Here is a 12,789-nt window from a genome sequence, read left to right as displayed (position 1 = left end):
CATGGGCATCCCCTTGCCGGGAACGATGGGTGGCGTCTGGTCCCGTGGAATCATACCGGCTTGATGCCCGTCCTCCCGGCAGGCGCGCGATCACGTCTTGGCCGTGCCTACCGGCGTTCGGTCAGCGAGCCTGCCCGTTCGCGCCACGCCGGGCGCAATGGCCTATCCGCCACCCCCCATACGGAAAGAGGGCCGGGCGATAGGTATCGCCCAGCCCCTTTTCAGGCCGTCGGTATAAGCCAGAAGGCTTTAGAAATCGACGGTGAGGTCGATGCCGTAGGTGCGGGCCCGCTCATAGTCGGCGGCGATCACGAAGGTGTTGCTGCCCACGAAATTGAGGCCGCGATAATTGAAGAGGTTCTTTCCCCACAGCGCGGCGGTGACCTTGGACCCGCCGAGCTTGAAGCCTTCCAGCGCGATGCGGCCGTTGACCAGCCAGTAGGCCGGAATGACGGCTGCCGCCTTGTAGACCGCCTGTTCCGCAGCGATCTGTGACGGGGTCAGTGCGGGCGTGCCGGTCGGCACCGAGAAGGTCGCGGGTACGCCGCCGAGGCCGCTGGAGCGCGACCGGTAATTGGCGTCGAGGCGCATGTTAAGGCGCGCGTCGCCGGCCACCGGCTCTGTGACATATTGGGCCGCCGCATTGAGCGTCCATTTGGGGCGGTACTGGACCAGGAAGTCGGCCTGCCCCAGCGTGACCAGCGGCCGCAGCGAGGTATATTTGAAGTCGGTGAAGCCTGCGCCCGCCGACAGCGTCAGCCCGTGTACCGGCGCCAGGATCGTTTCCAGCTCGAAGCCATTGGCCCGCGCTTCGCCGGCATTGGTCAGCAGCGAGGTCAGCGCCGAGCTGAGGCCCAGCGCCGTGCCGTTGGTCGGGAATTGCAGATTGCCATATTTGACCGAGAAAACGGCGAGGTTGGTGCGCAGCACGCGGTCGAACCAGTCGGCCTTGATCCCGCCTTCCAACGACTTGGCGGTTTCGGGGTTGTAAACGACACCGCCCAGCGAGCCGCCGGAAATATAGCCGGTGCTGTATTTGCCATAGACCAGCACGTCATTGTTGATCTTGTAGTTGGCGCCGAGATTGTAGGTGATGCGGCTGTCGCGATAGCGGATCGTCGTCACCAGCGCCGACGTGCCGCTGAGCGCGGTATTGTCGGTGCCGTCCTTGCGGTCGTTGGTGTAGCGCAGGCCGCCGACGAGATCGAGCTGCGGGGTCAGGTGGAACTCACCCTGCGCGAAGAAGGCGTAGGAGCGGATCTTGACCGTGGTGATGCGTCCGCCGGTGCCCGCCAGCTGCCCGGCATAGGGGACAGCATAGCCGGGATAGACGCGGAAGGCACCCGAACGCAGTCGGCCAAGGCCGGTTTCCTCGCCCCAGTTGCCGCGCGATGGCGTCTGGCTGTAATAGAGGCCGCCTGCCGTCACCGTGACGAAATCGGTGTCGAGATTGGCCTGGAACTCATCGCTCCACTGCTTGTCCTGCCCTTCGGCCGACGCGATCGTGCCGATGATCGGCGCGCCCACGGTCGATGCGCCTAGTGCGGCGGAGAAGCCCACGGGTGCGAGCTGGCTGAAGATCGGCGCACCGGTGTTGAAGATGCCGCCACCGCCGGAAATGTCAGCGAGCGGCGCCGAAATCGTCAGCTTGCGATAGGCAAGGATATTCTTGAACGACAGTTCCGACGAGGCCTTGTAGGTCGCGGTCAGCGAATGGCCCCACGCCTTGTTGTGCGACGGCACCGTCGCGGCATTGTTGACCGCGTCGGGTCGCTTGTCGGTGATCGGGGTCAGCAGCGCCTGGTTGGCCTGCGCGGCGAAGATGGCGCGCACGATCGGCGTCACATAGGTGAGGCCGAGTGCGGGCGCGGTATAGCGGCTGTCGGTATAGTCGAAGCGATAGAGCAGGGTGAGGTCGTCGTTGACGTCCATCTTGAGCGCCGCGCGGAAGGCATCGGTGTTCGACCCGCCCAGACGATCGGGCGAGGTGAACTTGGCGGCCTTGCCGCCGTTCGCGCCGGTCAGATCCCATACGGTGCCACCGCCCAGGTTGCGGATGTCACCCTCGCGCTCGCTATGGGTGTAGCTCAGCGTCGCGCTGAACGGGCCGAACTGGCCGGTGTTGACCCGGCCGACGAAGCGGCGCTGGTCGTAATTGCCAACCGTCCCGGTTACGCGCACGCCAAAATCGGCAGGCGGTTCGGGCGTGATATAGTGGATGGCACCGCCGGTCGAGTTGCGGCCGAACAGCGTGCCCTGCGGCCCGCGCAGCACCTCGATCCGCTCGATCTCGGCCAACTCGAACTGCGAGCCCACGGCCGCGCCCAGATAGACGCCGTCGATATAGACGGCGATGCCGCGATCAGCGCCCTGCGCCGAACCCAGTGCGACCAGGCCGCGCATCGAATAAACGGGCAGCGAGCTACCGCCGACCTGCGTCCGCACGGTCAGGTTGGGGACGACGGCGGAAAGGTCGCTTGCCACGGTAATGCGGTTGGCGGTCAGCTGGTCGCTCGACAGCGCGCTGATCGCGACCGGCACATCCTGCATGTTCTGCGCGCGCTTCTGCGCGGTCACGACGATGTCGGTGATACCGCCCTGCGGCTCATCGGTGCCCTGAACCGCCGTCTGTGCGTAAGCCGAACCGCCAAGGACGAGAGCGAGCACGGCGCCCGACACGGCCCCCTTGAGCGTGCGTCTGATTGCGTGGTCGCGCTTGGTCGCGCCAATAAAACTGGTCATTCTATATCCTCCCCCTGAACGAACGGTCGTTCGCGTGGTCCGGCCCGGGCCAACAGTCCGGATCAAACGATTTTATGCCCCGATGCAATTGGCAAAACCAATACAGAATGACAGGGGCTCATTGCATTTTTTTGCGGTCGTATGGCTGAACGGCGTGCGACGTGTCAAGGCAGCGCGGGCGTATAGGGCGGAGTTGTCGGATCAAATGCACCGACCGTTAATCGCAGGTCGACAGCGTTGCGGCATGTCTCGTCCCCGCCAGCCTGCCAACCCATTTCGCTACTTCAACTCATCGCGTGAGGTGAACCACCTAGGCGTTGTCTGCATTCAGAGGATTCCTTTTGCTGAGGAGTTCTTGTTCAAGGTCGTCGAAGGAGGCGATCGTTGAGCAGACGAATTTTGACGGACGAGCAGTGGAAGCGGATTGAGGGCCATCTTCCTGGGCGGGTAGGGACACCTGGCCGGAGCGGCGTGGGCAACCGACTATTTGTCGACGCGATCCTGTGGATGGCGGGCAATGCGGCACATTGGCGCGATTTGCCGAAAGTGTTCGGCAAGTGGACGGCGGTCCATGCGCGCTTCCGGCGCTGGTCCCGCAACTGTGTATTCGAGAATCTTTTCCCTGTCATGGCCGACACGCCGGACTTTGAAAATGTGCTGATCGACAGCACGATCTCGAAGGTCGACGCCGACGCGACGGGCGCAAAGGGGGGGCTGAAGCTGCCGCCATCGGTCGTTCGCGCGGCGGGTTGACGGCCAAACTGCACGCAGCCGTCGATGCGATCGGCCTGCCGCTGCGAATCCATCCAACACCGGGGCGATATGGCGATTGCCCACCGGCCGAGGCGCTCCTGTCCGGTTTGCAGGGCGTCGACCATGTCATCGCCGATGCCGCCTATGACGCCGATCCGCTACGCGCTTTCATCGCCAATGACCTCGGTGCAACCGCGCACATCAAGGCCAACCCCAGCCGCGCAGGTGTACCGCCCATCGGTTGAAAGCTCTACAAGGAGCGCCATCAAGTCGAATGCTTCTTCAACAAACCCAAACGCTTCCGCAGGATCGCCCTGCGATGCGAGAAAACCATCGCCGCCTTCATGGGCATCGTCCATCTTGCATGTGCCATGATCTGGATACGCTGAATGCAGACAGACCTAGGGCGATGGCCGCTTTCGTCGGAAGGGGACCTCCGCTCAGTTGGCGTGAACGTCTCAACCTAGGTCGTGTCGCCGGAAGCGGAACGCCGCGTCGTGGGACATTCCAGTCGTTTTCTCGCGACTTGCCGAACGGCAGGTCTAGGCCGAAACTGCCGTTGGAGGCCCAATCGGCGAACGACGCATTTCGGTCTTGAGTTGCTGACCGACCGGTCGACATTTGCGTTCGCAGGCAGGGTGCGGCTTCCTAATGATTGCCAGTCAATCATTATCGGTGTGTGGTGCTTAGCGAGGACGTCCGCTATGGCCTGTTAGTGACCAGCTCAGGCGGAGCATCCAAAGATGCGCTTGAAACCGAGGTGGCAAAATGCTACCTCATGCGTTGGAGGTGATCCATGGCACAATCCATCAAGCTTGGTGACGACATCATGAAAGTCGTACGTCGTGAATCTGAGCTGCAGAGCCGCTCGATCGCCGGCCAGATCGCCCATTGGGTACGCATCGGCCGCGCTATCGAGAAATCCGGCAATTTTGATCATGCCCGCATCACTGCTGCGCTCGGAGGCGCCATCGAGACAACGGACCTCACTGACGAAGAGAAGGACGTCTGGCTCGACAGTTTTGTCGAGAAAATGGAGCGATCGGGGTCAGACGAGGATGCCTTCTTTGCCCGACGGCGACAGCTTGGACTGGGTGTCGGTCTCGATGCGGCCGGTAATCTCGTGCGTGAGACGCTTACCCGTAACGCATGAAGCCGACGATGATCGTGCTTGCCGGGCCGAATGGTGCCGGCAAGTCCACCCTCTACGACACCCGCATCGCGTCGAGTTTCGCAGGGACTTTCATCAACGCCGACATCATCCAGCGCGACGAACTGCGTGATCCGTCCCCCGCTGCATCATACGAAGCGGCCAACATCGCTTCTTCGCGTAGAACCGACTATCTCGCTCAGGGTCGGGATTTCGTGACCGAGACCGTCTTCTCGCATCCCTCCAAGCTTGAACTCATTCACGAAGCGCGCACTAAAGGTTTCACCGTCATCGTGATGCACGTCGGCGTCGATACCCCAGATCTCTCTGTCGCGCGTGTCGGCGCACGGGTCGAGGAGGGTGGACATATCGTACCCGAGGGAAAGATTCGTGCTCGTTATGTACGCGGCGCCCCCCTCATCCGAGCAGCGGTCCTTAAAGCGGATCGCGGCATGGTTTTTGACAATTCGAGCCTTAACCATCCGCCAAGTCATTGCCTGACATTCGCGAACGGGCGATTGGTTTTCGCGGCGCCGCGTCTGCCTGGCTGGCTGAGATCGGTTTATGCAGCAGACCTTGAGATCTAGGGTCAAGCTGGCGTATTGGGAGCGACCAGTCGGCAACTCTTACGGCTGCCGCTCGTAACGCCCCATCTCGGCGCCGTCCGGGACCAGCGCTTCTCCGACGATGCGTAGGTGCAGCGTTTCGAACGGTTGCGCGGCCAACTGTCGCATGTCTATGCCAATGCGGACGATCCCGCTTCGCACGGGCGCAAAGCTGACCATCCCGGCAACTGCCGATGCCTTGGCGTGCATCGTCGCGCCGACCGCGCTCGCGGTCGCGGTTCCCGAGGTGAGCGCGAGGCCCGCCCCGTCGGTCACCAGCTGTTCCTCGGTGCCGTCGGCAAACCGCAGCGCCACGGTGATGCCGCGTGCCGGGTACTCAGACTCCGGGTCGAGGATTCGGATACCCAGCCCGGAGGGCGATACGGAGGGATGGTCCGCGGCCGGCTCTTCCGGCGGCATCATGCACGCCGCGGGCAGCACCGGATCGGCAAGTGCGGGTTCCGCCAGGCCGGCATCGTGTGCGGCCTCAAGCGCTACGTTGCGGGCCTCCAGAAAGTCCGACATGGCCTGCCGCACGCGCTCCGGGCCGGGCCGTTCCGTACCCACCGCCACAGGGGCCAACATCAGGCGCGCGGCGAGCATTTCGGCGGTGGATCTCGCGGCGATCGCCGCATCCAACGCTGTGGCGGCACGTTCCCGGCTAACGGAAGCTGCGGTGGCTTCGTCAAGCGTCACTGACGTCGCCATGATCTGTGGCTCGGGAAAGATCGGGCATCGCGCGCGAACAACCGCCTCGATCGCGCCGCGCTGGCGCTTGCCGCGTTCCTGCTCCGCCTCCACCGTCCACGGCCCGGTCGAAAGATAGGAGAAGAGCGGTTTTTGAACGCTCGGGACGGACGTGACGAGCACGACTTTATCGTGCTCCACGTGCCACGCCCCCTGAGCATCCTGATCCACGGCGCCATAGCTCAGCGACCAGTTGAACAACCCGTCCGGCCGCAGCAGGAGCTCCGACCCGGTCTCCATCACGCCCATGAGGTAATAATGGCCGACCAGCGAGCCCGGCGTGGCGGTGCTCCCTGCGATACGCTGGTGGGCGGGCGCGTTTTTCAGTTTGGGCGCCCCAGGCCGGTCGAGCTCATCCAGCGCGTCCAGCAGGTGGCAGCTTTTGCCGGGCTCGAAGGCGGCGAAATCGTCAACCGTCAGGACGTTGCGACCACCTTCCTCGCTATAGCTGGCTACTACGTCTGCATAGGCGGGCTGGCCGTTCTTTTTGTAGCTCGCCACGGCCTGCGCGCCGACCGCGTCGCGCAGCAGGTAGCGCGAACTGCCCAGATCGCAGCGCGTGAAGATGACCTCGCCCCGCTCGATCGATAAGGTGCCGATGAAACTGTCCAGCCCGGACTCCTGTGCGACCGCAGCTGACGGTACTATCGCCATCAGGCAGGCGGCGGCAATGCGGTGCCCCAGCAGACTCAAAGCGGCGCCCCATCCTTGTCGAGCATCTCGAACCGGTAACTGCAGCCGTAGAAGGTCTTCCCCGGATGCGTCGTGGCGTTGGAGATCGTGCGCGCGACGACCATATGGCTGCCGTAGCTTTCGTCCTTCTCCGCCGGCTCGGTGACGTCCTTCACGATGCGCTCGCCCAGGAACTTGTGGAACGGGACGGCGCCTTCCGCCTGCGCTCGGGTCTTGTCGGTCGCGAGGAGCGCGTCGATCATCGGATCGGCGGACATGGCGTTGTCGACCTGCTCGGCACGCGCCACCGTCGCCGGGTCGGGAAGGTCGAGGATTGCGAGGATCGCGTCGCTGGTGAAGGCGATCCGGCGCGTGCTGTACGTGCCGGCGACCGTGATCGGTTGCGGCAGTTCATATTCGTTCATGAGCGCGTTGCGCGAGACAACCCGTTTCCAGCGGCGCTTTTGCGCGAGCTTTTCCTCACCATTGATCGCCATGGCGAACGGCATATAGCCGGGCACGTCAAGACGGCAATTTATGGCGTCGGCTTCGGATACTCCCGCAGGATCGGCATTTGCGGTATCGGGGTGCTGAAGCGTCGAGGTCAGCGTGAGCGCATAGAGGAAAAACATGTGCGCACCATAGGCTTGCGATCGCCATTAGCCAGTAGCATGCGTGTCCCACAGCAGTATGGTCAAGGCATCGGTTCGACCTGTGCTGACATCTGTTGGCACAACATGCGTTCTGACAGTTTCTGAGCCCGCGCATTGTCGGCCAGCGACATCGTCCGTGCTGCCCGGACTACCTCCCGCCGGGCGGGATGGCTCGAATCCAGCAATCCGATGAACTGCTCGCCGACGATATCGCCCCGCCGACCGATAGCCTGCCGGGCGCGCGAGGTCTACAAGGCGACCGGTCAGTTCGGCGGGGAACTGAATTACTTTTCCGACCGCATTCTCAAAGGCCGCGCTGTGGAACCCGATGGTGAGGAAGGACTGGCTAATCTGTTGGTGATCGCAAGCTTGGCGGGTTGGTCAAGATCGAAACGCTGGAGCGCCAGCGCCGCATCGATCCCGATGAACAGGAACAGCGCCTGAAACTGGGCGATATTCCCGAGCCGGTGAAGGCTGCGAAGCCGCCTTCAGCTGAGGCGAGCCTTCAAAAAGAGATAAGGCCCCTGCAGTGGTCGCAGGGGCCTTTTCATTATTGCGTGTCAGGGCAATCAGGCGATGCCTGCACCTCCGGTCACGCCGTAGACTTCACCTGAAATGTAGCTGCCTTCCTGACTGGCGAGAAGCACATAGACCGGCGCGATCTCGACCGGCTGTCCCGGGCGCCCGAACGCGCTTTGGGCTCCGAACTGCTGTACTGCCTCGTCAGGCTGCCCGCCAGAGGATTGCAACGCCGTCCAGAACGGCCCCGGCGCGACGACGTTCGCACGGATTCCTTTCTCGATCAGCTGTTTCGCCAGCGCCTTGGTATAGGCGACGATGCCGGCCTTCGTCGTCGCATAATCGAGCAGGCTGGCCGACGGCTCGTAGGCCTGCACCGATGCCGTGGTGATGACGGATGCGCCGGCACTAAGGTGCGGGACCGCCGCCTGCGCGATCCAGTGCAGGGCGTAGAGATTGGTCTTCATCGTCTCGTCGAAGTCTTTCGACGTGACCTTCGATATGTCCTCGCGGCTCTGCTGATGGCCTGCGTTGATCACCAGAATGTCGAGGCCGCCAAGACCTGCAATCGCCTGATCGACCAGCGTGCGGCACCATGCTTCGTCGGTGACGTCGCCGGGAAGGTCGACGGCAGTGCGCCCTTCGGCTTCGATCAGCTTGATGACTTCGGCGGCGTCGGCCGCTTCGCTCGGCAGATAGGAAATCGCGACGTCGGCGCCTTCGCGCGCATAGGCAATCGCGGCGGCGCGGCCAATGCCGCTATCGGCGCCGGTGATGAGTGCCTTGCGGCCTGCCAGTTTGCCCGAGCCCTTGTAGCTGGTCTCCCCGTGATCGGGGACCGGCTCCATCTTGCGGGCAAGGCCGGGGACGGGCTGAGGCTGGGAGGGGAACGGCGGCTTGGGATATTGCTCTCGGGGATCTTGCATTGACAGGCGATCGGTCATGGGATGCTCCTGATGGGTTCAGGAAAAGCAGCGCCTCAGCCCGGTCCCGGTTCCTCTGCCAGAACGGATTGCGCCATGATATGGGCCAGATGGGTAAGGCCCTGCGGCAGGTTGCCGAGGAATTCACCGGTCTGCGGGTCGACCATTTCGGGGTAGATGCCCACCCCCCGGTCCAGCGCATCGACGAGCGCGTCCAGCCGGGCGCGTGCGCCTGTCCAGTCGCCCAGCGATGCCCGCGCCTCCGCCATCCAAAACGAACAGGCGAGGAAACAGCCTTCCTCCTTTTCCATCCCGCTGTAGCGGTAGTGGAACGGCCCGGCGCCGAGTTCGCGATCAATCGCGTCCAGTGTCGCTGCAAGGCGTTCGCGGCCATCGAAACCGAACCGCACCGCAAGCGCTATCGAGGCATCCAGCCGATCGGTGCCGGGATGCATCACGAACGCCTGCTTTTCCTCCGACCAGCAGTTCTTCTCGATCCAGGCGGAGATACGGTCGCGTTCGCGGCACCAGCGTTCACGGCAGGTGGTGGGCAACTGCCCCGCATCGGCAAGCTCCACCGCGCGGGCCAGCGCCTGCCAGCAGCTGATTTTGGACATCGTGTAGTGCTCGTACTCGGGGAGTTCCCATATCCCGGCATCGGGCATGCGCCAGCGGTCGGCGCATTCGTCGGCAAGATGCGAAAGCAGTTCAGCGCTTGCATTGTCGAGGATGTTGCCGCTGCCCACGAAGCAGGACGCGGTCTCGAAGATGTCGCCGTAGACGCCGTGCTGGGACTGGTCGTTTGCCTGGTTGCCTGTCACGACAGGCTGCGAACCGCGATAGCCCGGCATCGCCCATTCCTGAACTGGAGGCACCGGATCGCCGCCCAGCGTATAGCAGACCCTGAAGCCGACTTTGGCCAAGCGGTCCAGCAGCCAGGAGAAGGCCGCCTTGGCTTCCGCCTGCGCCCCGGCCGCCAGGAATGCCTTGATCGTGTAGCCGGCGTCACGCACCCAGGCATAGCGATAGTCGAAGTTCTTGGAGCCGCCGATCCGTTCCGGCAACGAGGTCGTCGGCGCGGCGGCGATGGCGCCGGAGGGCGAGTAGAGAAGGAGCTTGAGCGCCAGCGCCGAGCGTACGAACGCGGCGCGCGGCTCGCCCTGACATGCGATGGTCGTTGCCCACGTCCGCCACTCCTGATCCGAAGTCTCGATACGCGCGTCGATCTCCGCGATGGACGGGACCACCAGTGGCTCGTCCTCCCCGGCTATGAGCGCCAGCACCTCGCGCCCGCCCGCCCCCACTTCGAACGCGCCGGTGACGCCCTCGTCGGCCCAGTGGCACTCCACGCCGCCGCTGTGCAGGAACAGCCCCAGCACCCGTTCGACATGAAACACCGTGTGATCGCCGATGGCCGAGTGATAGGGGTTCACGGTGTCACCGCGGCGCCCCGGTCGCATCGTCACGCCAAAACGCATTCGCCCTTCCAGTCCTTCGACCCGGCGGGCCATCTCGGCCCAGGGCAGGCGGCCCGCGCTGCCGCTGTTCATCGATTCCACCAGACAGGCGCGGCCAGTCTCGGTGGTGAAAATGGTCTCCAGCACGTTGCTGTCGCTGCGATAGCAGCGGTCCACGGTAAATGGCGCGTCGGGCGTGATCGCGAAGCACCCGCCGTTCACCGAATCGAGCAGGCGATCAAACAGCGGCGGCGAGTCTATGTTGGGCGCGCACCACCAGTCGATCGACCCGTCGGCGCCGGACAGCGCGATAGATCGGCCTTCGCCGATGGCGCCGTAGCCTTCAAGGGCAAGATGGCCTTCGGATCGTTCCCCGGTGCGGCGTCCGGCCGTCACGCCGCCGCAGTTCCGCCGCGCCGGACGAGCGTATCCCCCTGATCCCGCTGCTTCTGCCGAGCCGAGGCGTATGTGGCAACCAGCGCGGTGCCGACCATCGCCAGCGCGTCTTCGGCGAAGGCCACCGGACGGTCGCGGCCAAGCGCACGGGCAAGCGTCATGCGCACCCGGTAGCTGACGTAGGCGCCGGCGATCGCACCCGCCGCACCCACGCCTGCGGCAAGCCAGGCCTTGCCCGGCCGCGCGGCGGCGGCACCGGACAGTGCGCCTCCGACAGCCCGGCCCGCAAGTCCGGCAGGCGCGATCCGGGCCGGAATGCCCGGCTGCTTGTCCATTACGTATTCGCCAGCCGCAGCGGCACCGAGCAGGAGGCCAGTCCACCGCGAGTTAAGCAGCGCCAGCGGCGTGCCCTCAAGACCAAGACCGCTGCTGGCGGCGGCGATGGTGATCGCGGCGGGCGGCGTGAAGGTCCGCTGGCCACCGGCCAGTCCCAGCAGCAGCGGCACGCAGATGTCGTCGATGGCCATGGCCCGGTCGTCCGACAGCTGCCGGTCGATGGCCTGCCCGGCGGCGGCGGCAGGACGACGGCTGGCGATTCGGTCGCGCAGCAGCTTGCGCACCTGTTCGGTGACCAGCCCGAAAACCAGATGGGAGGCATAGCCATAAAGGTGCGTGCGCAGCGTATAGCGCCAAGGCGGCCTTGCGAGTCCGGTGAGAGGCACGGCGATCTGGTCTATCAGCGTCGCACAGACGAACCCGAAACCCAGCCCCTGCCAGCGTGTCACGCCGGGGCGCCTTTCTGCCCAGGCGCCGTACATTGCGCCGGTCGCGGTGCCCACCAGGTAGTGGACCGCCGTGCCTGCCGTGCGCCTGTCCCCCTCTGCCAGTCCCCGGCCGGTCACGACCAGGGCGACGCGATCGGCGGCCTGCTCAGTGGCAGGGGGACCGTCGCCGCCTTGCGGGCGGAACAGCGGGGTAACGAGCGACTGGAATCCGTTCATCACCGCTGCTGCCGCGAAGCCTGCGACAGCGCCCGCGGCGGCGCCTTGCTCCAGATCTACGATGGTGTTCACGGTATGCGCGGAGCGGTCAGGGACCAGGCGGATAGACATGTTTTTGCTTGTGCTCCGGGATCGGGAGGGAATTCGTACTGGCGGTTGTCTGCATAGCTGATCGGCCTTTTCAACGCGCCGTGTCGCGGCGATGTTCCACCAATTCTCCTGATCCATGCAGCATCGCTCTGGGTTCGCGATCATGGCCATGGCGGCGAACTGCAGCTTCTGACGCAGCGCGGCCTTCCGCCCAAGGCCATCGGTTTTGGCAGTGGGTGAAGCCCGCCGCTTACAGGAGCTGCACCCTGGCGCCGAAATTCGGCCTGTGCGCGATCGTGCCCGATTTCGAAGAGTGGGACGGCATCAGCGGGACGCCCGATCTCCAGGCATGACGCGATGCCGGCATCCGGTCGGCACAGACCACCCCTCTGCTTTCGCGCAGCGGCCAGCTGCTGGGAATGATCTCCACTCACTGGAGCAAGCCGCACCAGCATTTGGAGCGGGACTTGCGCATGCTCGACATCGTGGCCCGCCATCCTGCCGAGTCCAACTCGGCAGGCAGGTCCGCTCCCGCTGGCCGAGCCTGAAGGTTGTTCTGACGAGCGGATACAGCCATGTTCTGGCCGGTGACACCCGGCATCGTTTCGCTTTGCTGCACAAGCTCTATTCGGTCGACGAGCTATCACGCGTTCTGCGCGATGCCCGGCATGGCGGCACGAAATATATGTATGACTGAGCCGCCGACCTGACCTCAAAAATCGGCGACATTCGTAATAGGCGTCTTGTCTGATCCAGCCGACCAGGTCCACAAATGCTCGTAATCTGCGAGCATCAGTTCCGGTTTCTCGAGAGCCGCGAAGTACCCCCTGCCCGCATTTCTTTGTCGCTGACAAGCGCAACAAGAAGCGGACATCGCATCCGGACCGGTAGAATTTGGGCGTCATGTGGTTGTGAATTGGGTTTACCGTGCGACAAGCCGCCTACTTTCGTCTTCGACCCTTTGTCGCCGTTCCGATGCCAAGTCCCGCAGCTTAGGTGCGGTCCGTCCGCTATCCCAGCAGCTCGCCGCCATTTCATGTCGTTCGGCCACTACGGTCCGGTTTTTCAAGGCGGCCATCAG

Annotated in this window: 9 protein-coding genes and 1 pseudogene; 4 read left to right on the top strand and 6 right to left on the bottom strand. The window is 64.1% G+C overall.

Annotation, left to right across the window (positions count from 1 at the left end; all coding sequences use genetic code 11):
- Positions 1-249: 249 nt before the first annotated feature.
- Positions 250-2,742, bottom strand: coding sequence for a TonB-dependent receptor (locus V474_RS16425; protein WP_059152508.1), 2,493 nt, complete (start codon positions 2,740-2,742; stop codon positions 250-252).
- A 384-nt stretch (positions 2,743-3,126) separates the two neighbouring features.
- On the opposite strand from V474_RS16425, the pseudogene V474_RS25675 reads away from it, so the two are divergent.
- The 3 genes and pseudogenes from V474_RS25675 to V474_RS16405 all read left to right on the top strand — a co-directional run bounded on the left by V474_RS25675 (position 3,127) and on the right by V474_RS16405 (position 5,232).
- Positions 3,127-3,884: pseudogene (locus V474_RS25675) on the top strand (IS5 family transposase).
- Positions 3,885-4,291: 407 nt separating this feature from the next.
- Positions 4,292-4,648, top strand: a complete 357-nt coding sequence (locus tag V474_RS16410; RefSeq protein WP_059152506.1) for a ParD-like family protein — start codon at positions 4,292-4,294, stop codon at positions 4,646-4,648.
- 8 nt (positions 4,649-4,656) lie between these two features.
- Entirely contained in the window at positions 4,657-5,232 is a 576-nt protein-coding gene (locus tag V474_RS16405; protein ID WP_201786052.1) for a zeta toxin family protein, read from the top strand.
- Between the two features lie 39 nt (positions 5,233-5,271).
- Here the strand turns inward: V474_RS16405 and V474_RS16400 are convergent, their stop codons facing one another.
- Both V474_RS16400 and V474_RS16395 read right to left on the bottom strand, forming a co-directional pair.
- The gene (locus tag V474_RS16400; RefSeq protein WP_059152504.1) at positions 5,272-6,690 is read right to left on the bottom strand and encodes a hypothetical protein; all 1,419 of its coding nucleotides are present in this window, start codon (positions 6,688-6,690) and stop codon (positions 5,272-5,274) included.
- Positions 6,687-7,301: a hypothetical protein gene (locus V474_RS16395; protein WP_059152503.1), complete on the bottom strand. Its 615-nt coding sequence runs from the start codon at positions 7,299-7,301 to the stop codon at positions 6,687-6,689. The genes V474_RS16400 and V474_RS16395 overlap by 4 nt, the downstream gene beginning before the upstream one ends.
- Positions 7,302-7,699: 398 nt before the next feature.
- On the opposite strand from V474_RS16395, the gene V474_RS26645 reads away from it, so the two are divergent.
- Positions 7,700-7,936 (top strand): hypothetical protein, encoded by a 237-nt coding sequence (locus tag V474_RS26645; RefSeq protein WP_236711295.1) that lies wholly within the window; start codon positions 7,700-7,702, stop codon positions 7,934-7,936.
- Here V474_RS26645 and V474_RS16385 read toward each other — a convergent pair.
- From V474_RS16385 to V474_RS16375, 3 genes are read right to left on the bottom strand one after another with little or no spacing between them, the layout of a single operon-like run.
- Positions 7,892-8,785: an SDR family oxidoreductase gene (locus tag V474_RS16385; protein ID WP_059152501.1), complete on the bottom strand. Its 894-nt coding sequence runs from the start codon at positions 8,783-8,785 to the stop codon at positions 7,892-7,894. The genes V474_RS26645 and V474_RS16385 overlap by 45 nt on opposite strands.
- A gap of 35 nt (positions 8,786-8,820) precedes the next feature.
- Complete coding sequence (locus V474_RS16380) at positions 8,821-10,617, bottom strand: glycoside hydrolase family 15 protein (RefSeq protein ID WP_059152500.1); 1,797 nt, start codon at positions 10,615-10,617, stop codon at positions 8,821-8,823.
- The gene (locus tag V474_RS16375; RefSeq protein ID WP_059152499.1) at positions 10,614-11,729 is read right to left on the bottom strand and encodes a DUF1440 domain-containing protein; all 1,116 of its coding nucleotides are present in this window, start codon (positions 11,727-11,729) and stop codon (positions 10,614-10,616) included. The genes V474_RS16380 and V474_RS16375 overlap by 4 nt, the downstream gene beginning before the upstream one ends.
- Positions 11,730-12,789: the final 1,060 nt, after the last annotated feature.

Source organism: Novosphingobium barchaimii LL02 (genome assembly GCF_001046635.1).
GTDB lineage: Bacteria > Pseudomonadota > Alphaproteobacteria > Sphingomonadales > Sphingomonadaceae > Novosphingobium > Novosphingobium barchaimii.
Note: the sequence above shows the minus strand (reverse complement) of the source record. Positions and strands in the feature narration are given on the sequence as shown.